The sequence below is a fragment of the Citrobacter sp. Ce119 genome, assembly GCF_030334525.1.
Lineage (GTDB): Bacteria > Pseudomonadota > Gammaproteobacteria > Enterobacterales > Enterobacteriaceae > Citrobacter > Citrobacter europaeus.
The window spans coordinates 81,661-106,272 of record NZ_JAOWDR010000040.1 but is presented as its reverse complement, the minus strand read 5'-3'; the positions used below and the strand labels follow the sequence as shown (position 1 = coordinate 106,272).

15 protein-coding genes are annotated in these 24,612 nt (G+C 54.2%); 4 read left to right on the top strand and 11 right to left on the bottom strand.

Annotation, left to right across the window (positions count from 1 at the left end; translation table 11 throughout):
* Positions 1–54 precede the first annotated feature (54 nt).
* Positions 55–6,993: an autotransporter outer membrane beta-barrel domain-containing protein gene (locus OGV80_RS04480; RefSeq protein WP_286513821.1), complete on the bottom strand. Its 6,939-nt coding sequence runs from the start codon at positions 6,991–6,993 to the stop codon at positions 55–57.
* 976 nt (positions 6,994–7,969) lie between these two features.
* On the opposite strand from OGV80_RS04480, the gene OGV80_RS04475 reads away from it, so the two are divergent.
* Together OGV80_RS04475 and OGV80_RS04470 are read left to right on the top strand one after the other, a co-directional pair.
* Complete coding sequence (locus OGV80_RS04475; RefSeq protein WP_087052111.1) at positions 7,970–8,740, top strand: winged helix-turn-helix domain-containing protein; 771 nt, start codon at positions 7,970–7,972, stop codon at positions 8,738–8,740.
* Positions 8,730–9,242, top strand: a complete 513-nt coding sequence (locus tag OGV80_RS04470; protein ID WP_043017248.1) for a hypothetical protein — start codon at positions 8,730–8,732, stop codon at positions 9,240–9,242. Before OGV80_RS04475 ends, OGV80_RS04470 begins: the two co-directional genes overlap by 11 nt.
* Before the next feature lie 129 nt (positions 9,243–9,371).
* Here the strand turns inward: OGV80_RS04470 and iolB are convergent, their stop codons facing one another.
* The 10 genes from iolB to OGV80_RS04420 all read right to left on the bottom strand — a co-directional run bounded on the left by iolB (position 9,372) and on the right by OGV80_RS04420 (position 22,546).
* Positions 9,372–10,190, bottom strand: a complete 819-nt coding sequence (iolB, locus tag OGV80_RS04465; RefSeq protein ID WP_286513818.1) for a 5-deoxy-glucuronate isomerase — start codon at positions 10,188–10,190, stop codon at positions 9,372–9,374.
* A gap of 9 nt (positions 10,191–10,199) precedes the next feature.
* Positions 10,200–11,090: a myo-inosose-2 dehydratase gene (iolE, locus tag OGV80_RS04460; RefSeq protein ID WP_043017250.1), complete on the bottom strand. Its 891-nt coding sequence runs from the start codon at positions 11,088–11,090 to the stop codon at positions 10,200–10,202.
* Positions 11,091–11,104: 14 nt separating this feature from the next.
* Positions 11,105–13,009 (bottom strand): bifunctional 5-dehydro-2-deoxygluconokinase/5-dehydro-2-deoxyphosphogluconate aldolase, encoded by a 1,905-nt coding sequence (locus tag OGV80_RS04455; protein ID WP_043017251.1) that lies wholly within the window; start codon positions 13,007–13,009, stop codon positions 11,105–11,107.
* Between the two features lie 12 nt (positions 13,010–13,021).
* Complete coding sequence (locus tag OGV80_RS04450) at positions 13,022–14,155, bottom strand: Gfo/Idh/MocA family protein (RefSeq protein WP_286513824.1); 1,134 nt, start codon at positions 14,153–14,155, stop codon at positions 13,022–13,024.
* Positions 14,156–14,163: 8 nt separating this feature from the next.
* A complete protein-coding gene (locus OGV80_RS04445) occupies positions 14,164–15,192 on the bottom strand; it encodes an ABC transporter permease (RefSeq protein WP_003826102.1) in 1,029 nt (342 codons plus the stop codon).
* Between the two features lie 11 nt (positions 15,193–15,203).
* On the bottom strand, positions 15,204–16,751 hold the full coding sequence (locus OGV80_RS04440; RefSeq protein ID WP_043017253.1) for a sugar ABC transporter ATP-binding protein: 1,548 nt from the start codon (positions 16,749–16,751) through the stop codon (positions 15,204–15,206).
* A 53-nt stretch (positions 16,752–16,804) separates the two neighbouring features.
* Positions 16,805–17,734 (bottom strand): sugar ABC transporter substrate-binding protein, encoded by a 930-nt coding sequence (locus OGV80_RS04435; protein ID WP_047409365.1) that lies wholly within the window; start codon positions 17,732–17,734, stop codon positions 16,805–16,807.
* Positions 17,735–17,772: 38 nt separating this feature from the next.
* Positions 17,773–18,759, bottom strand: coding sequence for an inositol 2-dehydrogenase (iolG, locus tag OGV80_RS04430; protein ID WP_043017255.1), 987 nt, complete (start codon positions 18,757–18,759; stop codon positions 17,773–17,775).
* A 344-nt stretch (positions 18,760–19,103) separates the two neighbouring features.
* On the bottom strand, positions 19,104–21,029 hold the full coding sequence (gene iolD, locus OGV80_RS04425; RefSeq protein WP_193145192.1) for a 3D-(3,5/4)-trihydroxycyclohexane-1,2-dione acylhydrolase (decyclizing): 1,926 nt from the start codon (positions 21,027–21,029) through the stop codon (positions 19,104–19,106).
* 11 nt (positions 21,030–21,040) lie between these two features.
* On the bottom strand, positions 21,041–22,546 hold the full coding sequence (locus OGV80_RS04420) for a CoA-acylating methylmalonate-semialdehyde dehydrogenase (RefSeq protein WP_087050862.1): 1,506 nt from the start codon (positions 22,544–22,546) through the stop codon (positions 21,041–21,043).
* Positions 22,547–22,839: 293 nt separating this feature from the next.
* On the opposite strand from OGV80_RS04420, the gene OGV80_RS04415 reads away from it, so the two are divergent.
* Both OGV80_RS04415 and OGV80_RS04410 read left to right on the top strand, forming a co-directional pair.
* Positions 22,840–23,694 carry a MurR/RpiR family transcriptional regulator gene (locus OGV80_RS04415; protein ID WP_043017258.1) on the top strand — a complete coding sequence of 285 codons (855 nt, stop codon included), beginning with the start codon at positions 22,840–22,842 and terminating at the stop codon, positions 23,692–23,694.
* Positions 23,695–23,936: 242 nt separating this feature from the next.
* On the top strand, positions 23,937–24,503 hold the full coding sequence (locus tag OGV80_RS04410) for a Slp family lipoprotein (RefSeq protein ID WP_047409353.1): 567 nt from the start codon (positions 23,937–23,939) through the stop codon (positions 24,501–24,503).
* The last annotated feature ends 109 nt before the right edge of the window (positions 24,504–24,612 follow it).

Genomic DNA, 24,612 nt, shown 5'->3' with positions numbered 1-24,612 from the left:
AAATAACCAGACTGACATACGCCAGTCTGGCTGAACTTGCCCGGCAGAATCAGCTTAGAAGTTCCATTTCACACCGACCATCGCAGCGCTGTCGTTATAGCCTTTGTCGCCAGCCTGGACCCCGATGTTGCCCCACAGATTAAGACGCGGACTCACCTGTCCTTCCACACCCACTTTTACCTCGGCGATATTTTTCGCCCCATCCTGACGAACATTCACGCCGTCCATGGTCGTACTGAAATCACGTGAATTGTGCAGCCAGTTCAGTTCGGCAAACGGCTGGAATTCACGCTCTTTACCGTTATCCATCTGATGATGGCTCTTAATCCAGGTTTTCAGGCCCAGCCGGGTCTGTACATTGCCGCTACCGTTGCTGGTGATACGGGTGCCGTTGCTTTCCTGATGATCGTCCGCCTTCACGCCCATCCAGACCGCCTGCGCCTGAGGCTGGATGTACCATTCATTCAGCGTGCCCTGACTGCCGGAAAATTCGCCCATTTTCTGGGCATATCCCATTTCCAGCGAAGCGGTCACCCCTTTCGATTTATATGACTCGCCCTGCAGGTCATCGCCTTTAACATTGTTATCAAACCAGCTGTACTGAGCCCAGCTGTCCAGCCAGGCGCCGTTATGCGACGCGTCATTGGCATACCATGTGGCATACACGCCGGTGCTGTAGCCATTGACTGAACCCCGGGAACGATAACCCGTGCGTGATGACCGGGTGTTACTGTGGTCGTTCCCGTAGCCCGCCATCACGCCCAGGTGCCAGCGGTCAAGTCCGTTCTGGCTCCATTGCGCAATGTCGCCTCCCAGCTGCAATACATAACGGTTGCTCTGGGTTTTCAGCTGGCCGCTGCCGTCACGCCAGTTGTTGTGCCCGCCAACGTGGCGCATCCACATACTGGTGACTTTCTGCTCGCCGGTCAGGGCATCGGTATACTGCGTTTCGCCCAGGCGATCGTACAAACGGGTGACGAACATGTTGTTGGCTGCCGCCAGGTTAGCCGTGTAGCTGCCGCCTTCCGGGCGCAGATCTTTATCGGGATCCGGATCCGGATTTGGTTCGGGATCCGGATTGGTTTTGCCGCTGGTCAGATACCAGTTGCCGCTGTTCTCATCCTGACCGCGCCCAAGGCTGTAGTCATATGCCCCTGCCACAATACGGCCAGCCTGGGTGAACTCACCGTCCGATGCGCCATCAACATGAATAACTTCGATCCCATCAATCGTGGCGGCCCCTTTCCCACCGGCGTTGGTGACGCTGACGGAGGTGGTGCCACTGGTATCGCCTTTCACCACCAGCTTATCCGTAACGGAATTGTCATCCCCCAGCGCGGTGTTCAGGGAAAGATGCCCACCATTCCCCGTATAATTGCCATTGACCACCAGCTGGTTACCGGCCTGCTGACCATTCACACCGGTTGCGAGGGTACCGCTGTTAACCAGGTCGCCCCCCACCGTGAACAGGAGGTTGTCGCCGGTCCCGGTTCCCACCTGCAGCACACCGGCGTTATTCACATGACCTGCAACGCCCCCCGTGCCCGAGAGCATCCCCGCAGCCGCAATGTTGACTTCGCTACTGGCCAGCGTGACCGGAGATGTGCCGTCCCCCAGTACCAGGCCGCCCTGCTCAATCTCCGTTTTGCCCGTCCAGGCGGCGTTATTGCCGACGGTAATGGAGCCGGCTCCCAGCTTGGTCACATCGCCGCTACCATAAACCTCGTTATTAAGCTGCCAGTCGGTATTACTGTTCAGCACCAGTGAACCGCCGTTGCTCACCTCTGCGCTGCCCAGATTTTCTGCAGTAAACACGGTGAGCCGGGAATCCGCATCCACAGCAAATTGCCCCGTAAAGGCGCTGTTGTTGCCCACCAGCGCGACATCGCTTTCGCTGAGTTCAACCCGTCCGGCATCGCTGATGCTGTTGTAAAGCGCGCCTGCGGCCTTGCTCATCGTCAGCGTTCCCGCCGCCACAATATCGCCGGTGCCAAGGCCCAGCGTCGTGTTCATCAGCACGCGCGCGCCTTCTGCAATGGTCGTTTTTGCCGTCAGCGTGCTGTTTTCACCGGTGATGGTCAGCGTGTCGCCATTGATGTTTAACGCGCCGCTTCCGGTCAATATCCCGTCGGCTGTGCCACCCTGCTGCAGGGTCAGGCTACCGCCATTGATGTTCAGCAGTGAGTCAGCCGCCGCCGTCAGCTTACCGACAGTCTGGCTATAACCGTTCATGTCAAAACCGGTATCAGCGGCCAGACGCAGTTCGCTGGTCTGTCCCAGAACATTATCGTTTTTCATCAGCAGGTTGCCGCTGCGTACATCGGTGATACCAGTGTAATCGTTATCCATATTCGACAGCGATACCGTCTGCCCTCTGGCGCTGTCAAACGCCAGATCGCCAGTGCCGGTCACGCGGGCGCTGAGATCTGCGGCATTACCGGCTTTACCGTTCGCATCCAGGACCAGTGCATTGTCTCCGGGGGCCAGCAGTTCGACCTGTGTCAGACCATAGCTAATGTACAACCCATCATCGTTTTCCCCGCCGGTAAGGCGATAATCATAGGTTCCGTTCGCAACAATCTCTCCATTTTGGCTGATGCCGGCTTCAATCCCATCGCTGATGATATTGCCATTGCTATCGGTTAGCGTCAGATTGCCCGCACCGCCAGAGACGGCAGTATCTGATGTCGCCAGTTGGATCAGCGACTGCGCATCGTCCTGTTCAAGGAGTGACAGCGTGGTATCAGCCAGCGGCCGATCGTTGGTAATCGTGCCGGTATCAACCTGCACGGTTCCGCGTCCGGACAGATCCATCGCGCCAGCATGAATTGTTCCTGCGGCACTGCTCTGCCCCGGCGTCACACCGTCAAAGCTGACGGTACCGCCGTTAAACGCCACGCCGCCGATATTCTGCTCACCAGACCCCACGTGGGTGACGTTCCCCTCGCCGATATTTAATGTTGCCTGGTTCAGCGCCAGGGTATTTAATCCGGCCAGCTCAAAGGTGCTGTTCGTCAGCGCCAGCGTCCCCTTGAATCCATCAGCCGCATTGTTGCTGGTAAAATCAAACGCATTACCGCTGGCATCAACGGCGACCGTTCCCGTTCCCGCCAGATGGCTGTTAAAGGCCAGCGCAGCGTCAGAATTCAGCGTCAAGGTGCTGGTCGCATCAATGTTGTAACCCGTACCGATCGCATCGTTTTGGCTATCACCCAACGCATAATCAACATTATTAACGGTAAATACTGAACCCGCGGTGAGATCGATATGCTCCATGCCGGTAATAGCATCGGTGCGATTAAGGATGTACTGTGCGTTATTCAACTGAAGTGTATCCTCCCCGTCACCACCATTAAGGCTGGTAAACAGCGAGGTTTCTGTCTCTTTGACATCTTTCAGGACGTACAGATCGTTACCACTACCCGTCTGGATGTCGGTTGCGGTACTGCCAGACTCCAGCATAACGGTGTTATCACCGCTCATCAGGTTAACCTGACCAACAATGCTGGCGCCCGCCGCGTTAGTAAACGCGATGCCTGCCCCCGAGAGCATTTCTACCGCTTTTTGCGACGCATCCAGCGCTTTAATAACGCCTTTATTGATAAACGTTTCCAGAGAACCGTTATCAACATTCACCACCGCGTGGCTGGTCGATTTCGACGTCAGCTCACCAGCCTGTTCAACATTTTTGGTCGTGCCACCAACAATCAACGCTTCACCACCGTTAGCGTCGAGCACGTTAACGCTGACGCCCGTTTTCAGGTCAGTTGACGCATTGGTGACGATCCCTTTCCCCGCAGCCTGCTCAACATTGATAACCAGAGCGCGCGAGTCAGACATATCCAGCGTTTGATTCGTTTCGCTGCCGTCGATATTTTCAAACAAGATCCCCGTACCGCTCCCCGTCACGTTAATCGTTCCGGAGTTGGTCTGCGCCAGGGATGCCCCGGTATGAATACCGATACCATTCCCCACGCTGATGGTTGTATCTTTTAGCTGAATACCCGCGATGTTGGCGACATTTTCAATGGCGCTGCCTTTACCTGTGCTGTCCATGGTGATAGTGGCTCCATCGACCAGCAGACCTTGCGCGCCAGCGGCCAGCAAGATACCGTGCGCGTCTCCTGATGCTTTGGTTTCTCCCGAACCCGTCAAACTTAATGACGCATCATTGCCGACGAGATAGGCTGCGGTGCCATCCGTCGCGCTAACCGTCGCATTGTTGTTCACAACGGAATCAGCGCCTTCAATGCTGACCGCCACGCCATTAACCTTGATGTCGCCGTCGTTATTCAACGTACCGCCGGAAACCAGCACGCCTGTGCTGCCCGCCTGATCAAAGTCGATTTTACCTTTATGGTTGAGCGTACCGCCGTTACGAGCGATGTAGCCGAAAGCGCCATCCGCCGTATTGCTGGTATTCAGCGTGGCGTAACTGGTCAGGGTTGAGTCGCCTTTCTGGCTCTCATCAACATTCCCGGACAAGTCATAATAATTACCATCAACAATCCCGGCTGTGGTGTCTTTACCGGAAAGTTTCACGATCACCGCGTCTTTGGTGATAACCCCATCCGCTCCGCCTTCAACCCTAATCCCGGTCGCACCGTCCCCGGTAATACTCAGCGATTGCGAGCCGGAATCAAAATGGCTCCCCGCCCCGGTCACCTGCAGAATTGTGCTGTTTGTGCCTGATGCCATCATTGTCGTACCAGACGACCCGCTGCCATCAAAAGTCGCGCCACCCTCTATGCGATATAACGTTGAGCCTTCAGTCGAGACGTCCTGCGTATTAGTAGAAGAAGCGTTAACTTTTGAACCTGCACCATAAACAAAATAGCCAATTTGGTTCTTGCCGCTGGTAAATGAGACATTGCCCGTATTGGTAATATCGATAACACCGCCGTCACGAACGTGCAGACCAATGGCGTTATCTGCGGCAAGGTTCACGCTCCCACTCATCGTAAGCTGAGACCCGGCCCCTTCGACCCAGGCGCCAATATTTTTTAACGAATTGTCCGTTGTGCTGCCATTGGTGATATTTATCGTGCCCGAATGCAGCGCCTGGCTCCCTCCCTGCAGCTCAATGCCGCTGGCACTGTACCCATTGAGGTTAATCGTGCCGCTGTTCACCAGCCCTTTTGCACCGTTAATTCCCATCAAGCCAATATTTTGCGCAGAGCCGGTGCCATTGATATCAATGACGCCGTCCTGGGTAACGTTGATTGCGCCAGGAGACGTACTACCGTTGGCCTGAATGGCAACAGCATTCTCGACTTTTTCGCCAATCGTGATGTTACCGGTGTTAGTGATGGTCCCACTCTTCACATACATACCAATGGCCGGAAGAGTGACCTGAACCTCGCTGGTCGCCTCATCTTTTACCGCTTGCGCAGTACGTCCGATGTAAATCGTGCCGTTATTGGTAGCAACAGCATTACGCTGCACAAATACGCCGTAGGTATAGACGCTATCGGAAGATTTCGCAGGCTCGCCTCCGGTGGCAATATTCATTACCCCGTTATTAATAAAGGTTGCCGTGTCATTCATCAGCACGCCATAGGCGTTATAGATATCCTGGTGCGAGGCGAGGTTGATAACGCCGTCGCTCTGTACCTTCGTCGTTCCGGTCGCGAGAATCCCTGTATGAGCGCCAACCCACGCATTTTTCACATCACGACTGGTTCCCGCGTCAATAATCCCGTTGTTATTTACGATGCTATCACGCGCGGAAACGACATAATCACCACCGGATGCACCGGCTGCAGCCCCCAGCGTACCGTTGTTATTGAGCGTGGCTCCGTCGGTTAGCGTCACCACGGAAGTATCGCTGAACACCGCCTGAATATTGGCATCAGCAGAAATATTGACGACAGAGCGCGCCCCGGACGCTTTAATAAAGCTGTTCACATCACGATTTGCAGCCTGCAACACCGCATCGCCGTCCGGGATATTGGTGTCAAAGTGAATGTTTTTCTGTTCTGTAGTGTAGGCTTTATGCAGCTCAGCCTCGTAGTCCGCGGGCGAAAGTTGGCCAGCCTCTACGGCTTTCACCAGAGCATCATTGTAGTTTTTTAAATCATCCAGATTATTGACCGTATACTCGCCAAGCGAGCTGGAGAAGGTGCCGTTGTAGGTTGCAGTATCAAAGTTATAATCTTTACCGGCATTGTTCGCGACATTGCCAACGCTACCGCTTTGCACGATAGTTTTGGCATTGTAATTCAGTACCGCGTCTTTAGTATCGCTGGCGCTGCTCTCAACGTTATAAACTCCAGAGACCTTCGTGACAGCATTGAAGATATTTGCCGGGTTTGATGCCCAGTCGCTTCCCGTTGAACCGACATTCACATCCAGCGTACCGCCTGATGTCACCGTCGCCAGCTTCATGTTCACATACTGCCCATCACCGACGCCGACCCCCAGATAAGTCGTCAGATCGCCAACGCTATTTGCTGCAAAATTATTGCTGTCATACACCTGGAGTGTACGCGAAGCCCCGGTGATGGGGTCAACATATTGAATGCTGTGGGTTCGGCCACCTAAAGTCGTCTGCGTCAGGTTTATATTTTCACTCCCTGACGAAATATACCCATTATCCATTGCCTGTTGAATCGTCATCGTTTTAAAGCCCGATGCACCTGAGGCAATGCTGCCATATCCTTTGGTACCGGTGATAATATTCATAGTTTCACCGTCACCGACAACAAGTTGCCCTGCGCCATTAGCGTTAGTCGATGGTAAGTAATCTGGCAAGACGTAGTCGGCGGCAAAAGCATATATGGAATGCGTAGCCAGTACGGCACCGATTATGCTTAGCGCTATTTTTGAAATATTGAATTTATGCGTTTTAGATTCAATACTACCTGAGCTATTGGTTTCTATAGAAGCGCTGCAACGCTTTGCCAGTTCAGAAACAACAACAGCGCACGAGTGCGAAACACTCCATACCACTTTAAAGATCTTGTTCATCATTACCATTCCGAATAATTCCACGATTACCCTTCCTGGTAAAATTCGTGGTCACATAGCATTATGGGATGCTCGTAATTACCCAGCGGTCAGGTACCTCTTCTCTGGAGATTTTCCCGCTGAAACATTGAGCAACTTGTACGTGACGAATGATATGGCCGCACCAACCAACAATCTATTTATACTGATAAATTCGCAATTTATAGATGATTTATCCATAATTCAATTTTATTATAGGTTTAAATTTTGATGATGCTGAAAAAACGAACAGATGAGTGTTAATGAATTGCATAAACAATGTAATGTGACAAATCCATCTCTGATACAACTAACAAACATTTCAAATTAAGTAAAACGCATATTAATTTATTTCGCGCCCCGTAAAAAAATTACTTATCAGCACAGTTCTGAAATAACAAACAACTTATAAGAGCAATCTCATTGTAAGATTTATTTGATAAACGTAACTCATTGGAGTTAGTTAAATTGTGAAAGCGAGAAAGAGGGTTACAGTCAATCAAAAAACACAACTTCGCGATAAGCAAGTTCCGGGAAATCTGTACCATCAGGAATTGACCGTAATAAGTTAAAAATCTCAACCCGTTTCTAATTATTGTTTAAGACTCTTGATACCATACTATTTTTCGATTATTTTACTTAAGTAATTTATCGTTTTCTCATTATAAAAATTGCCATCTACTAAGCTACCGACAATTTGTAAATCAACTAGCGACCCAGAATTACGGAGTTATCAAACCGGTGAATGAATATAGTGGTCTATCTGAAAATAGTAGCGCTCTTATAATTTCATCAAAATGAAGCAGGTATTTATACTTAAAATGAGTAATTTCATGGTTTTTTATGCCGGGAGTGTTCTTTACGATGCTAAAATGAAACGCCCCGCCTCCTGCATCGGACTTGTAACATCCCGCGCTCCTGTAGTGAAGAAGAAATACCACTATGGTTTATAATTAAGTAATACTCTGTTAATGATGAAAAAATGAAATATCTAATTAACAATGAAGTTACATTCAGAACTGATGATGGCGTTTTGGCCAGTCTGAATCCGTCGGATAACGCCCTTACCCTGTCTATTACAGCAAACAGGATCTTCACCTATCTCCTCGAGCAGGAAGGAAAAGTGGTCTCGAGAGAAGAGATGTTTACCAATGTCTGGGACAAAAATGGTCTGCAGGCCTCAAATAATTCGTTAAGCCAATATATTTCTTTGATTCGTAAAGGATTACAGGAACTCGGTTGTGAACATGAGATTATTCAAACCGTGCCGCGGGTCGGCTTTTTCATCGCTGAAGGGCTGGTAGCCACCATTGAAGAACCGCCTTCAGTTACCGTGACTTCCCTTGCACCGCCGAAAGCCACGCCTTCCCTGTCTAAACGCGTAAAAATGATGTTGTTAGCTGCCGGGGGCATCTCCTTAATCATGCTTCTTTACCCAGTCAACACATTGTTTAACAGCGCTAAAACCAATCTTCCCGATGTACACCTGTATAAACTTGGCAATATCGACCTCTGTCCGGTCTATACCGTTTTTGAAAGCTCGCGAGAAGTAGCGACCGCAAAGCTTGAAAAAGCACAAAAAATGGCTGATTTACACCTGAAGTGTCTGGCTGGCGCATTGTTTATTTTCCAGCCTGACGATCTGTACGTCTACGGCGAAAAAGGTCGTGTATTTTTATCCCGCTGCACTTTCAATAATGTAGAAAAAACAAAGTTTGCTGGATGCAAGGACCTTTATATCCATGAATACTAAATATAAAACTAAGATATTACTTGCAGGAGCCGCCGTTCTGGTCGCCGTCAGCGCCTTGTTGAGCGCGAATGGAATTGCGCTCATTACAGTTAATCAGGGGATAAGCGTGCATTGCGTTTCAACACTCTCACTCCCCGAACTACCCGGGGGCGGGAAATACGACGGTAGCCTGATGCTCCAGTTGCAAAAAGATAACACCGGCGTCCTTGATTTTTCTGGAATTATTACCACGACGCCACCAGCAGACAACCGTCCAGGACATCGGCTTATCCTGCAACGCTCCGTCAGTTTTAATTACCGCATAGGAGACAAAGGCGTTGTGTTTTTGGAAGACATGAAAATGAGTAAACACAGTCTGGATAATGTGTCGGATGAGATGTTTACCCATAATATCTACGATCCGTTCACGCCCGGAAAACGTGCGCAAATGTATAAAATGAATAATGCCTATCTGTTAGGCAATACCTTTTCGCCCACAAACGTCTGCGTCAGTAAATTGTAGGAGTGAGCCGCCATCCAGCATCGACTTCCCCTCTTACCCTGTTCCTACTGCTGAACCAGAGTAGCGCCACGGCAACGCACGGGCCCTGACTCCACGTGTGGCGATTCACTGTCGCCACACGCTTTCATCCTATCTCTCAACCGGATAATCGCTGTTAATCCACGCGTGATCGTCTTCCCAGGTAAACATCCATTTGCGTACCGGACCCGCCATCACATTAAGGTAGTAGCTGTCATATCCCGCCAGGGTTGCCACCGGGTGGTACCCTTTTGGCACCATCACCACGTCGCGGTTGTAGACCGCCATACACTCATCGAGCGACCTGTCGTCGGTGTATACCCGCTGCATACAGAATCCCTGCGGCGGGTTGAGCCGATGGTAGTAGGTCTCTTCCAGATACGTTTCGTGAGGAGGATTATCGGCGTCATGCTTATGGCTTGGGTAAGAACTGGTGCAGCCTTCATTGGTCCACACCTCCACCACCAACAAGCTATCAGCAGGTTTATCTTCCGGTAAGATGTTATGCACGTAACGCTGGTTATGGCCTTTGCAGCGCGCTTCACCATCGATATCCTTAGGTGCAATCAGCCGCGTCGGGTAGGTTCCTTTTCCTGGTGCAGCGCAAACTGCCAGCTCCAGTCTGGTCACCGCCTGGACCTGTATTGCCTCGCCAGAAGTGACATACACCGCCCACGGTTTTATGCGTTCAAACGGGCTCATCCGCTCGCCGATATCCGTAAAGGTTGCGCCCGGCGTGGTGATGGTCGCGCGTCCAGCGACCAGTACCAGACAGCGTTCTTCGCTGACAGCGGGCAACGTCAACTGCTGCCCTTCCTCCAGTTCATACGCTCTAAACCCGACATATCCCCAGCCAGCGCCTTCAGGCGTCACCGACTGCGTACACCCTTGCGCGTCCGGCTGCTGCCAGCGTGATAATAAACGTGACATGTCACCTCCTCAGATAAGCCCGGCATCACGCGCCAGACGGCTAAGGTTGTTATAACCCAGACGCGCATACGTCAGCGGGTGCGCGATGGCCGGATCCTGCTCCGCCTCCACAACTAACCAACCCTGATACCGATTCTCCTTCAGCAAGGCCATGATCGGCGGATAGTCAACGCAGCCGTCGCCCGGTACGGTGAAGACCCCGCTCAATACCGCATCAAGGAAGCTGGTTTTGCGATTTTTGACATCCGCCAGCACGTCGGCGCGCACGTCTTTGCAGTGAACATGGTTGATACGCGATGCCCAGCGCCGCGCCACCGCCAGCGGATCGGCCCCGGCGAAGGTCAAATGTCCGGTGTCGAGCAGTAACCCAACCTCATCACCGGTATGCGTCATCAGATTATCCACATCCTCAGCAGACTCAATCACCGTGCCCATATGATGGTGATAAGCAACTTGCACTCCCTGCTGCTGGGTGTAGCGCGCAAACTCGGTGAGTTTTTCACCGTATTCTTGCCAGCGTGCCTGCGGGAAACGCGGACGCAGATGCACCGGCGTCTGCTGCTCGCCGTGAATGCAGCCACTGACTTCGGCAAATACCAGCACCTTCGCGCCCAGTTCGCGCAGTAACGTCAGGTGCGATTGCACGGCGGCAATCTCCTCCTCCACGCTGCGTTCCAGCAGACGTCCGGAGTACCAACCGGAAACCAGTTGCAGGTCGTGACGCTGTAAAATGGGGCCAAGCAGTCGCGCCTCGCGCGGGAATTTATTGCCCAGTTCGAAACCGGCAAATCCGGCCTCTTTGCCCTCGCTCAGACACGTATCAAGCGACGTCTCAGCGCCCAGTGAAGGAAGATCGTCATTCGTCCATGTCAGTGGATTAATACCTAATTGTACCGTCATCATCTTCTCCTGAATTATGCTTGTCCGCGCTCGCGCCACCAGGCGATAAGCTGCAGGTAGTTATCTTTAATGCGCGCCACCAGCTGCGCATCGTCAATATCGTGTTTCAACCACGCGCGGGAAGCGTCGCCGAACAGCGTGCGTCCCACAGCAAACCCTTTCACCACCCCGTGGCCCGCAGCCGCTTTGAAATCAGCACGCAGTTGCTCAGCCGGAGCATCCAGCCCGAGGATCACCACGCCACGGCAGTGCGGATCGCGTCGCGCGATAATTTCACTCAGCGAGCTCCAGCCAGCGGAAGTGAGCGGCGGGAGTTTCCACCAGTCCGGGTAAACACCTAAGTTGTAGAAGCGGGAAATGGCGCGCAAATACAGTTCATCACTGCGCGGCATACTGGCGGGCAAAATCACCTCCAACAGCAGCTCATGCCCGGACTGGCAACAGGCGCGGTACACTTCGGTAATTTTCTGTTCTTGTTCCAGACGCAGCGCGTGGGCATCTTCCGGATGGAAAAAAACCAGACACTTCACCACATGCTCCTGCGGCCAACTGATGAGCTGCGAACCTATATTGCCGTGCTCCATCTCCAGCGGACGCGATCCCGGCAGTTCGATAGGGCGCCCGATCCACCATCCCTCTCCGGTTATCGAATTCAGCGCATCCTGACCAAACGTACCATCGCACAGCAGCCCGGCCTTGCCCTCCAGCCCGGCGCTGTTGGCCGCTTCACGGCTGGCCTGCAAAATAAGCTGTTTCAATGCCGGAATACGTTTCAGGGATGCGCCGCACTGCAGCGCCATCTCTTCAAGCTGACTGCGGTGATCGAAGGCCATCACGCACAGTTCCGGCCATGCGCGGCGACGGGTCGTCACGCGATGCAAATGGTTGAGATGCGGATCGAGATCCGGACGTGGAACCTCTGCAGCGCGAGAAAGATAATCATCAAGCTCAACTTTGCTCGGCATCGCCGGCGCACAGCCGTGACGCGACACCACCAGCGCACCGCAGGCGTTGGCATAGCGGCATGCCTGCTCCCATCCCTCATCGTTGAGATAGCCGCGCAGCAGACCGGACATAAACGCATCCCCCGCCCCCAGCACGTTCAGCACCTCTACGCGCACGCCTGTCACCGTCAGGCCATCGTCAAGCCGGGGCGGGATCGCGTCGGTATACACCGAGCAGCCGAGCGCACCGCGCTTGCAGACCAGCGTCGCGTGACTCACACCGCGAACCTGCGCCAGCGCCTGCAGCGTATCGGTACTGCCGCCCGCGATATGAAACTCCTCTTCAGTGCCAACAATCACATCAAAAAGATGCAACACCTCCTGTAACTGGCGAGTGACCTGATCGGCGGCGATAAAACGTGTTTCGCCGTCGCCTAAGGAAGTAAGCCCCCACAGCACCGGGCGATAGTCGATATCCAGCGCCGTACGCACGCCGTGACGCCGGGCGTAAGCGAGCGCCGTCAACACCGCCTCGCGGGTTTGTGGATGAGAGAGATGCGTCCCGGTGATGGCAAGACAACGAGCAGAAGCGATGTACTGTTCATCAACATCGCTGGCGGTAATCGCCATATCCGCGCAGTTATCACGGTAAAAAATCAGTGGGAAGGTGTCCCGGTCTTTAATGCCGAGTAGCACCAGCGCCGTCAGGCGGTCTTTATCGGTGATCAGATGGCTGGTATCGCAGCCTACCTGGCTTAATTCTTCACGCAGGAAACGCCCCATATGTTCGTCGCCAACCCGCGCCAGCATTGAGGAGCGCAATCCCTGGCGTGCCGTGCCGTAAGCCACATTGCCGGACGAGCCGCCAAGATATTTGGCAAAGCTCGACACATCTTCCAGGCGCGCGCCAATTTGCTGACTGTAGAGGTCAACCGCCACGCGGCCCATGCATATCACATCAAACTGCTTTTCCACGTTGATACCTCTTCAGACAATGTCGTTCACATTCAGCCAGCGGCCTTCCTGGTGCGAGAGTGCGATAGCGTCAAGCACGCGCGACACCTTCCAGCCCTCTTCAAAGTCCGGCCACAGCGGCGCATCGGCGGCAATACCGTCCACCAGGTCGCGTACTTCCACGGTTTTCTGGTCGTTAAAACCGATACCATGCCCGGCCCCCATGCAAAATGCGCCGTAGTCCGGGTGTGCCGGGCCAACCAGCAAAGTACGAAATCCCTGGCGGTTGACCGGATCGTCATGCAGATAGAGCTTCAGCTCCGCCATACGCTCCTGGGTAAAACTGATAGTCCCTTTGGTCCCGGTAATCACATACGACAACCCCATCTTGCGGCCACAAGCCACGCGGGAGGTTTCAATCACCCCTTGCGCGCCGCCCGCGAAGCGCACCATTGCGTGAGCCTGATCTTCGTTTTCTACCGTCACCATTTGCGAGGAACCAACCTGCGCTGGACGCTGTGGCACCACAATCTTCAGGTCGCCGCAGACCTGCTGAATATCTCCCACCAGGTACTGCGCCATATTGACGATATGCGCCGCCAGATCGCCAAGCGCACCAAGTCCGGCGGTCTCTTTAAAACAGTGCCAATGGATCGGCGCAAGCGGATCGGCCATGTAGTCTTCGTTGTGGGTGCCGTAGAAATGGATCACCTCGCCAATCTCACCGCGCGCAATAATCTCTTTCGCCAGTTGCGCCGTCGGGTTCTTCATGTAGTTGAACCCCACCAGCGTTTTCACTCCTGCCCGCTGTGCAGCCTCAACCATTTCACGCGCGTCGTGGGCGTTCAGCGCCAGCGGCTTTTCTGAGTACACATGCTTGCCATGGCGAATCGCTTCCAGCGCCATCTCTTTATGCAGATGGTTGGGTGAGCAGATATCAACGACATCAATTGCCGGGTCGGCCACCAGCGCACGCCAGTCTCCGGTTGAGCGATTGAAGCCAAACGCCTGCGCCCGCTCGGCCGCCAGCTCCGGCGAGACCTCCGCCACCATTTCACGCACCAATTTGCCGCGCAGGTTAAACACCGTCGGGGCCTGGGCATAGGCGATGGCATGCGCCTTGCCGATATACCCGGTGCCAATCAATCCAATACGAACCTCTTTCATCATGATCCTCACAGTGCGCCGCGACGGCTCTTGGCGTAGGTATCGAACGCCACCGCCAGAACGATAATTAAGCCGGTAATAATTTGTTGGTAGTAAGCCGAGACATTCATCAGCACCAGACCGTTAATCAGGATGCCCATGATGATCGAGCCGATAATGGTGCCGCCGATACGCCCGTAGCCGCCCATCAGCGAGGTGCCGCCAATGACTACCGAAGCGATGACGCGCAGCTCGAACGAGATCCCGGCCACTGCTTCCGCACTGCCCAACCGCGCGCTGAGAATGAAGCCCGCCAACCCTGCCAGACAGCCAATTAACACGTAGACGCTCACCAGCACGCGCTTCACGTTGACCCCTGCCAGACGCGCCGCCTCCGGGTTGCCGCCGATGGCGTACACGAAGCGCCCCCAGCGGGTTTTATGCAGCGCCAGATAACCGCCTACGGCCACCAACGCGAATATCCAGATTGGAATAGAGATACCGAGCAGTTCGCCTCGCCCCCACCAGCGGTAGCCCGCGTCAAAACCGGCAATCGGCGCGCCGTCGTTAATCACCAGCGTCAGGCCGCGCCAGATAGTCATCCCACCGAGGGTGACGATAAACGGCGGCAGACGCAGGCGGGTCACACCGAGGCCATGCAGGAAACCAATCGCGGTCCCCATCGCCATACAGATCCCAAGGCCAATCAGCCAGCTCATGCCGCCCCAGGCATTCGGGTCAACGGTAGTGAAGTTGTCGCCCTTAATCACATACGCGGCGGTCATAGCACAGACCGCCAGGATGGAACCCACCGACAGATCGATCCCAGCGGTCAGAATGACAAACGTCATCCCCACAGCCATGATCCCGTAGATGGAGACTTCGGTCAGGATGTTGAAAATATTGCGTTCAGAAAGAAAGTTGCTGTTCTGCAACTGAAAGAAAATCAGCAGCAGGATCATGAAAATCAGTACCCCAAAGCGCTCAAAAAAGGCAATGGGATCAAGACGTCCGCCGCGTTTGGCAGGAACCTGCGTTTTAGAAATAATCTGCGTCATGAATCACTCCGTTATGCCGCATTCAGGGCGTTGTGGTTGATGGCCATCATCGTCATTAGCCGCTCTTCATTGGCGTCGTCACCGTGGATCTCGCCAGTCACCCGGCCCTCACTCAGCGTGATGATCCGATCGGAAACCGCCATGACTTCCGGCAGATCGGAGGAGATCACGATCACCGCCACGCCCTTTTTCGCCATATCAAACAGCACCTGATGGACTTCTGATTTGGTGCCAACATCGATGCCGCGCGTCGGTTCATCCACGATCAACACCCGAGGATTAAGCGCCATGCAGCGCGCGAGGATCACTTTTTGCTGGTTCCCGCCGGAGAGTTTGCGTACCTCCTGCGCGCTGTTGACCATTTTGATCTGTAGCGCCTGGCGGTAAGATTCGATCAGGGCATCCTCTTTACGGGTATTCACAAACCAGCGCCAGTGCAGCAGTGACGAGAGGCTGGAGAGCGACAGGTTGTCACGGATCGACAACCCAAGCACCGCGCCCTCTTTTTTACGATCTTCAGGTACCAGCGCCAGCCCCTGATCCAGCGCAAACAGCGGATCGCGCGGCTGATAGGGCACGCCATCAAGTTCAAAGCTGCCGGAAGTAAAACCGTCGGCACCAAACAGGCAGCGGGCCACTTCGGTGCGCCCGGCACCCACCAGCCCGGCGATGCCTAATACTTCGCCAGCATGCACGTGGAAGCTAATGTCGTGCAGCGCGATGCCATGCGGATCCAGCGGTGGTTTTTCGCGGCTAAGCCCCTTCACCGCCAGACGCACAGGTTTATCTTCATGGTGAGTTTCGCTGGCCGGGCGGCGATTAAAGGCCACATCGCGCCCTACCATCAGGCGGATCAGCTGTTCTACGGTGGTCTGTGCAACCGCACCGCTTCCGGTAAAACGCCCATCCTGGAAAACGGTGAACTGGTCGCAGAGTTGAAACACTTCATGCAGGCGATGGGTCACATAGATAATGCTCACGCCACGCCCTTTAAGTTCCCGCACCACCCGGTGCAGACTTTCTACTTCGCTGTCGCTCAACGCGGCGGAAGGTTCGTCCATGATGATGAGCTTTGCGTTCAACGTCAGCGCCCGCGCAATTTCCACCATTTGCTGCTGCGCCACGCTCAGTCGGGCCACGGCCGTGGTTGGCGCAACGTTCAGTTGCAGATAATCCAGAATTACCTGCGCCTCCTGATTCACCGCCTTTTCGTCAACAATCAGATTGCGTTTGCGCGGTTCACGCCCGAGAAACATATTCTCGGCGACGGTCATATTCGGCAGCAGATTAAATTCCTGATAAATAGTGATAATGCCCTTGTTCTGCCGCTCTACCGGAGAGTCCTCTACCGGCAACGTTTCGCCGTTAAACCAGATATCCCCGCGTGTTTGCGGCTGCGCACCCGCCAGCGCTTTTAGCAGAGTCGATTTTCCGGCGCCGTTCTCACCTAACAGCGCATGAATTTCGCCTGCTCCGACGGTCAGTTGCGCGCTGCTCAGCGCCCAGACGCCGGAAAAGCTTTTCGCCAGGTCAGTCACTTTCAGTAAGGGTTGCGACATCGGTCTGCTCCTCCTCATAGTGAGCCGCCACTTGCGCGGCGGCTGCGGACATATCAATTGCCAGCTTCGCCGATACGCTCGGCCTGCTGCAGGTTCTCTTTGGTGATAAGCGTTGGCGGATAGTCAGCCCCGGTTATCGCGGTCTTCTCCCGTACGTTATTCACCAACTGGGTCATGGCCGTTTTCACCGCAAATCCCGGACGCTGATCCGCCGTCACCGCCAGCCAGCCCTCGCGCACGCGCGCCAGCGCTTCCGGCACGGCATCGAAGCCCGTAACCAGAACCTCACCCGGTTTCAGCCCTTGTCCTTGCAATGCTTCAATCGCGCCCAGCGCCATATCGTCGTTAGCTGAGAGGATCACCTGCGGACGTTTCGGCAGCGAAGGCAGCACGCTTTCGACAATGCGCATCCCTTCAGAACGCATCCAGTTTCCGGTCTGATCGGCGACAATCTTGTACTTTTCACCGCCCGCCTTCAGGCTGTCGCGAATGCCTTTAGTACGTTCAATGTTGGAGGAGGAGCCCGGCTGGCCGGTCAGCAGAATGATGTCCGCCCCGTCAGGGAATTTGGTTTTGACAAAGTCGCCAATCGCCTGGCCGCCTTTGTAGTTGTTCGCGCCGAAGTGCGGCACTTTTTTCTGGCTGTCAACGGAGCGGTCGAGGGTAACAACGGGCAGTTTCGCATCCTGAATTTCATCTACCGCACTGGACACCGCGTTGACATCGTTCGGCGAAACGATAAAACCCTGTGCGCCACGGGTGATGGCGTTTTCCAGGTCAGCGACCTGTTTTGGCGAGCTACCTTGCCCGTCCAGGACCTGTAAATTCACGCCCATCTCTTTTGCGGCTTTCACCGCCGTACGCTGCATGTGAACTTCAAATGGCATCGCCAGGTTTGGCGTACTGAAAACAATTTGCTCATTTTCAGCAATGGCTGCCCCGGATGTCATGGCGATGAGGACAGCTAAGATCAGTTTTTTCATTATTATGTCTCTCTGTGTAGGGTAGGTTGTGGTGACAATCAGAGGAGAACTTCACGTTGGCTATGCAGTGACTCCAGCGCTTTATCCGCCAGATACAGCGCACGCTCACCATCGTCCCCGCTGCAATCAGGGACTGCTTCGCCGCGCAGAACCGCAACAAAGTGTTCCCATTCCGCGGCATAGGCCGATTTATAACGCTGCAAGAAGAAGTGTTCAGGTAACGCGCTGGTGCAGCCTGTCTTCGCGTAGTGTTGCACCTGGTTTTCGAGAATATTGCCCGCGCACAGCAGCCCTTCAGAGCCGTGTAGCTCAAGGCGCTGGTCGTAGCCGTAGGAGGAGCGGCGGCTGTTGACGATGGTCGCCATCGCGCCGGAGGCATATTTCAGTACGATGAACGCGGTGTCGATATCGCCCGCCTCGCCAATCGCCGGATCGACCAGGTTACTGCCCTGGGCATACACAGAAACCGGCTCTTCGCCCATGATAAAGCGCGCCATATCAAAATCGTGGATGGTCATATCGCGAAACATACCGCCGGACACGCGCACATATTCCGCAGGCGGCGGCGACGGATCGCGGGAGATTATCAGCAGCGATTCCGGCTTACCGATACGCCCGGCCAGTGCATCCGTTTTCACACGGCGGAACTGTGGATCGAAGCGGCGGTTGAAGCCGATGAACAACGGTACGTCGTACTCTTTGACCACTTTCAGACAGTCGCGTACACGGGCCAGATCCAGGTGGACCGGCTTTTCACAGAAGATGGCTTTGCCATGACGAGCGGCCAGTTCAATCAGATCCGCATGGGTATCGGTCGCGGAGGCGATCAGTACGGCGTGAACATTAGGATCCGCCATCGCCTCATTCAGGCTTTGCAGACGAGCCTGGTACTGAGTGGCAAGACGGGTGGCAAATTCCTGATTCGGGTCGACGACGGACCAGAGGGTGGTGGCACTGTGACTGGCAATGTTAGCTGCATGTACCTGGCCAATTCGGCCAGCGCCCAGTAAAGCAATGTTAAACATAACGGCTCCCGGTGTTGGTGAATGCGATGAACTAACGCCCCCTTAAATAAAACATTTATTTCATTTTTATAAATAGTGAAAATTATGTTTTTGAGTGCAAGTTAACACTTTTGAGATGAACGAGATAAAATTTGTTATCAATATCACAACATAAAGACAGGAAAGATGAAGGAATTAGCCCCCTTCCGTTCAGGAAGGAGGCGAAGGATGAAGGGGCAGGAAAAATGAAATGAAAATTTCGTTGTTGCAGCATGCCGGATGACGGCGCAAACGCCTTATCCGGCCTACAGGTTAGAAGTAGTTGTAGGCCGGATAAGCGCAGCGACATCCGGCATTACCCAGCGTCAGTATTGACGAGCGTTTTTCACCTGTTCAAACGTCTGCTCAGCGGCTTTGCGCACCGACGGTGAATCAGCCACCTGCGCATCACCGGTTCGCCACCAGGCGGCGTAATCGTGGGTCATGGTTTTCGGCAGGACTTTAATATCCAGCAGCGTCGGGCCAGGATGCGCACGAGAGGCTTCCAGCGCCGCCAGCAGGCTTTTTTCATCATGCACCCGCCAGGCACGACAGCCGTAGCTCTCGGCATTCTGGGCAAAATCAACTTTCACCAGCGGCCCATCCAGCCTCCCGGTTTGCGGGTTGCGGTGACGGTTTTCCGTGCCGAAACTCCCCATCCCGTGCCCCATCTGCAGATTGTTAATGCACCCGAAGCTGGCGTTATCAAACAGCAGGATAGTGACTTTTATCCCTTCCTGAACGGCAGTTTGTAGTTCGGAATGCAGCATCATGTATGAGCCATCCCCCACCATGGCATACACCGGCTGCTGCGGCTTCGCCAGCCTGGCCCCAATAGCAGCCGCAATCTCATAGCCCATACAGGAGTAACCGTATTCCAGGTGATAGCTGTCCGGGGTTTTGACCTGCCAGATGCGTTGTAAATCGCCAGGCAGCGATCCGGCGGCGCCCACGACAATAGCGTTATCTTCGATGTGCTGATTGATAAGCCCCAGCACCCGCGTCTGGGTCAACCGCGTGTTGAGCGTGTCGCCATATTCCGCCAGTTGGGCGTCAAGATGCCCTGCCACTTCGGGAACATCGTCAGGACGCCAGTCGCGATCCCATAAACGTTGGCACTCATCACGCCAGGCCGCCTGCGCCTGTGCGATCTCGCCCCCCCAATCGCTACGGTAGTCTTGCAGCGTTTCAGTTAATGCCGTAAGCCCGGTACGGGCGTCGGCGATAAGCGCGGTGGCATCAAGCTTCAGTGCGTCAAACTCCGCCACGTTCAGCAGCAGGAACTCAACCTCCGGATGGGAAAACAGCGCTTTCGAACCGGTGGTAAAGTCGGTGAGTCGCGTGCCGATGCCGATCACCAGATCGGCCCGGGTTGCAAGCTGGTTGGCGGCCATCCCGCCGGTTACCCCAATGCCTCCGAGGTTAAGTGGGTGGTCACTAACCAGCGCCCCCTTTCCAGCCTGAGTTTCAGCAAACGGTAGTTGCAGCGTTTCAACAAACGCACGCAACGCCTCATGCGCGCCGGAATATCGTACCCCGCCACCGCACACCACCAGCGGGCGGCGTTTGCGGGCAATCAGCGCCCGCGCCATCGCCAGACGCTGCGGGTCGGGCGGGCGACGTTCGATCAGATGGACGCGGCGCGCAAAGAAACTCAGCGGATAGTCCCAGGCTTCTCCCTGCACATCCTGCGGCAGGCAGAGGGTAACTGCGCCAGTGTCTGCGGGGTCAGTGAGCGTTCGCATCGCGTTCAGCATCGCGCTCATTAACTGCTCCGGGCGATTAATCCGATCCCAATAACGCGAGACCGGTCTGAAGCAGTCGTTGGTGCTGATGCCAAGCTCATGGAATTGCTCAATTTGCTGCAATACCGGGTCCGGCTGACGGCTGGCGTAGACATCGCCTGGCAACAGCAACAGCGGAATACGGTTCGCCGTCGCGGTCGCCGCGGCGGTCACCATATTCGCCGCCCCCGGTCCAACCGACGACGTCACGGCAAAAATACGCTGGCGTCGATGCTGTTTAGCGAACCCGGTCGCCATGTGCGCAATTCCCTGCTCATTACATCCCTGCATTACCTGCAGATGACCGGGTTCCTGCTCCAGCGCCTGGCCGATACCGAGCACATTACCGTGACCAAAGATGGTGGCAACGCCCTCAACAAAGGGCATTTCATGACCATCGACACAGACATATTGTTGATTAAGGAATTTGACCAGCGCCTGAGCCATGGTCATACGTTCGGTTTGCATAACCCCTCCTGTCAGCCCAGCGTTGGCATGGAGAACGCGGCCCCAGTGTCCTGCAGCATCTCCGGCCAGCGTGCGGTGACGGTCTTCATGCGGGTGTAGAAGCGCACGCCATCGTTACCATGCACGTTGAGCGCGCCAAAAATCGAACGCTTCCAGCCGCCGAAGCTGTGGAACGCCATCGGCACCGGAATAGGCACGTTTACGCCCACCATGCCCGCCTGCACCTCTTCGCAGAAGCGACGCGCGCAGCCGCCGTCGCGCGTGAAAATCGCCGTGCCGTTACCATATTCATGGCGGTTAATCAGTTCCACCGCGCTGTTGTAATCGGCTACACGCACCACAGAAAGTACCGGCCCGAAAATCTCTTCCTTATAGATGGTCATTTCCGGCGTGACGTTATCAAACAGGGTTGGCCCGACAAAATAGCCCTGCTCATGGCCTTTAACGCTAAAACGCCGACCATCCACACGCAGGCTGGCCCCCTGTGATTCCCCGCTGTCGATGTATCCGAGTACTTTATTACGGTGCGCCGAGGAGATAAGCGGCCCCATTTCGTTTTCCGGCGTCTGATCAAGCCCCGGTCCGACGCGCAGCGCCGCAATCTGTTTTTCCAGTCGCGAGCACAGCTCATCCGCGGTTTTATCCCCCACCGCCAGCACAACCGAAAGCGCCATGCAGCGTTCACCCGCCGCGCCGTAAGCGGCGCCCATAATGGCGTTGGTTGCCATATCCATGTCAGCATCCGGCATTAAAATACAGTGATTTTTAGCGCCACCCAACGCCTGGCAACGCTTACCGTGAGCCGAGGCCGTCTGATAAATATATTCCGCAATCGGCGTTGAGCCGACGAAGCTTACGGCCTGCACGCGCGGGTCAGTAAGCAGCACGTCAACGGACTCTTTATCTCCCTGTACCACGTTGAACACGCCGTCCGGTAATCCCGCCTCTTGCAGCAGTTTCGCCAGCGCCAGCGCGAGAGAAGGATCTTTTTCGGAGGGTTTCAGCACGAAGGAATTTCCGGTTGCCAGCGCGATGGGGAACATCCACATCGGCACCATCGCCGGAAAGTTAAACGGCGTGATCCCGACGCAAACCCCAAGCGGTTGCATCAGAGAGTGGCTATCGACGCCGGTCCCTACGTTGGCGGAGTGTTCGCCCTTTTGCAGATGCGGGATGCCACAGGCAAACTCCACCACTTCCAGGCCGCGCGTCAGTTCACCGACAGCGTCAGAGAACACCTTGCCATGCTCTTCGCTGATGATGCGAGCCAACCTTTCCATGTTCTGTTCCAGCAGCGCCTTAAAGCGGAACATCACTCGCGCACGTTTTAGCGGAGAATGCCGCGCCCAACCGGGGAATGCGTCGTGCGCTGCCGCGATGGCCTGTTCGGTTTCCCGTGTCGAACTCATCACCACCTGGCGGATCTGCTCGCCGGTGGCCGGGTTGAAGATCGCCTGAACGCGCTGGCCTGAACCGGTGACACATTCGCCATGAATAAAATTCGCTACTGTCTCCATCCTTAACCTCTCGCTGTTGATACGTGATTGTTACCTGAACGCCGTTATCTGTGTACTATATATGAAACAAACATTCCATTTTAAGTTGAAACAAAATAAATAATGATTAATGTGATCAAGGATGGATTTTTATGTTAACAAGCGGAATCGCATGATTAACGTGTACTGGCAGAATGTTTCAGCAAGCGATTAGACTGGAGCTTTTGTTTCGTTTTTACGGCCAGATGAATGCGTGACATTTCAAAGACGCGGTTTTGCGTTTAGAATCATAAAACTATGCAACAGGAGGTAAAATGACGACAGCAACCAGCCTGAACGAGCTGCAGCAGCAGATCCGCGATCGCTACGATGGCCTGAGCAAAAGGCTGCAGCAGGTGTCCCGCTATGTGCTGGATAATACAAATAGCGTGGCCTTTGATACGGTTGCCGTCATTGCCGAACGTGCCGGAGTGCCTCCCTCGACGCTGATCCGCTTTGCCAATGCTTTTGATTTCACCGGCTTTAACGAAATGAAACAGCTGTTTCGTATGAATCTGGTGGAGGAAACTGCCAGCTACAGCGACCGCGCACGCCTGTTCCGTGAGATGGAAAGCGAAGCCGTGCCGGAAACGCCGCTCGATATCTTGCAGGAATTCGCCCGTTCGAATACTCAGGCCCTACAGCAGTTGGCAGCCCGTGCCGAACCAGAAATGCTGGAACGCGCGGTACAATTACTGGCTGAAGCCGACACCATCTACATCGCCGGTCTGCGTCGTTCGTTTAGCGTGGCGGCCTATCTCACCTATGCCCTGAGCCATCTTGAGTGTCGCCCTATTTTGCTCGATGGAATGGGCGGGATGCTGCGCGAGCAGATTAACCGCATCAAAGCGCGTGATATCGTCGTGTCGATCAGCTTCTCGCCCTATGCGGAAGAAACGGTGATGGTCAGCGAAACCGCGGCCAATGCAGGCGCGCGCCAGATTGTCATTACCGACAGCCAGATAAGCCCGCTGGCAACATTCAGCGATCTCTGCTTTGTGGTGAAGGAGGCACAGGTTGACGCGTTTCGCTCCCAGTCAGCAACGCTGTGCCTGGTGCAGTCGCTAGTGGTGGCGCTGGCTTACCGTCTGGGTGACGGGAGTAATGAACGCGGTCATTCCGTCGGGTAATAGCGGTCAGCAAATTGATCGCCCGCTTTATTAACACCCCCAGCGTGAGGCGCAAGAGCAATTGCACGCGTTGCTTTTATGGTCGTTGAAAATATAGTCCTCATTCAGCGACCAGCTACAACACAGTCTATTATTACCATAAGCTACAATTATATTAATTTTAGATAATCAACAGCACGTTTGCTGACAATAATACGCAAAGGTTTACTATAGGCCTGTCTTTTTTTAGCAGGAAAGTAAAAATGAAAAAAACAAAAGGGTTGATGATTATTGCCCTTGCTTTCACCCTGGCATCATGTGCTTCCATTCCTGAGAATATCAAAGGTAATAATCAACCTGATATACAAAAAAACTTTATCTCCGTGCATAACCAGCCGGGATTATATACCGGTCAACAGGCCCGCTTTGGTGGTAAAGTCATCAATGTGATTAACACCAAAACGGATACGTTACTGGAAATCGCCGTTTTGCCACTGAACGACTCTGCTAAGCCACAAATAGACGCGAGCTATCAGGGACGAATTCTTGCCCAGCAGAAAGGTTTTCTCGATCCGGTAAACTACAGAAACCATTTCGTGACTATTTTGGGAACAATTCAAGGAGATGAATCAGGATTCATCAACAAGGTCCCGTATAACTTTGTTAAAGTTGATTTACAGGGTATTCAGGTCTGGCATTTAACTGAGTCTGTCAACACCACCTATAATATGTGGGATTACGGCTATGGCGCGTTCTGGCCTGAACCCATGTGGGGAGGCCCCTACTACGCCAACACAGTAACTCAGGTAACTCCGGAGCTAGTGAAATAATCCCAGTAGTAAGATGGCGCTAATATATTCCGGAGTCGGGCGCTAACTAACGCCCACCACATCAACTCGCGTTTATCTAATTGCGCCATCCAGCTTCATGAGATCCTTC

Excerpts from the sequence above, each read along its gene's own strand:
- OGV80_RS04475 (WP_087052111.1), top strand. The coding sequence starts at position 7,970 with ATGAAATATCTAATTAACAATGAAGTTACATTCAGAACTGATGATGGC.
- OGV80_RS04470 (WP_043017248.1), top strand. The coding sequence starts at position 8,730 with ATGAATACTAAATATAAAACTAAGATATTACTTGCAGGAGCCGCCGTT.
- iolB (WP_286513818.1), bottom strand. The coding sequence starts at position 10,190 with ATGTCACGTTTATTATCACGCTGGCAGCAGCCGGACGCGCAAGGGTGT.
- iolE (WP_043017250.1), bottom strand. The coding sequence starts at position 11,090 with ATGACGGTACAATTAGGTATTAATCCACTGACATGGACGAATGACGAT.
- OGV80_RS04450 (WP_286513824.1), bottom strand. The coding sequence starts at position 14,155 with ATGAAAGAGGTTCGTATTGGATTGATTGGCACCGGGTATATCGGCAAG.
- OGV80_RS04445 (WP_003826102.1), bottom strand. The coding sequence starts at position 15,192 with ATGACGCAGATTATTTCTAAAACGCAGGTTCCTGCCAAACGCGGCGGA.
- OGV80_RS04440 (WP_043017253.1), bottom strand. The coding sequence starts at position 16,751 with ATGTCGCAACCCTTACTGAAAGTGACTGACCTGGCGAAAAGCTTTTCC.
- OGV80_RS04435 (WP_047409365.1), bottom strand. The coding sequence starts at position 17,734 with ATGAAAAAACTGATCTTAGCTGTCCTCATCGCCATGACATCCGGGGCA.
- iolG (WP_043017255.1), bottom strand. The coding sequence starts at position 18,759 with ATGTTTAACATTGCTTTACTGGGCGCTGGCCGAATTGGCCAGGTACAT.
- iolD (WP_193145192.1), bottom strand. The coding sequence starts at position 21,029 with ATGCAAACCGAACGTATGACCATGGCTCAGGCGCTGGTCAAATTCCTT.
- OGV80_RS04420 (WP_087050862.1), bottom strand. The coding sequence starts at position 22,546 with ATGGAGACAGTAGCGAATTTTATTCATGGCGAATGTGTCACCGGTTCA.
- OGV80_RS04415 (WP_043017258.1), top strand. The coding sequence starts at position 22,840 with ATGACGACAGCAACCAGCCTGAACGAGCTGCAGCAGCAGATCCGCGAT.
- OGV80_RS04410 (WP_047409353.1), top strand. The coding sequence starts at position 23,937 with ATGAAAAAAACAAAAGGGTTGATGATTATTGCCCTTGCTTTCACCCTG.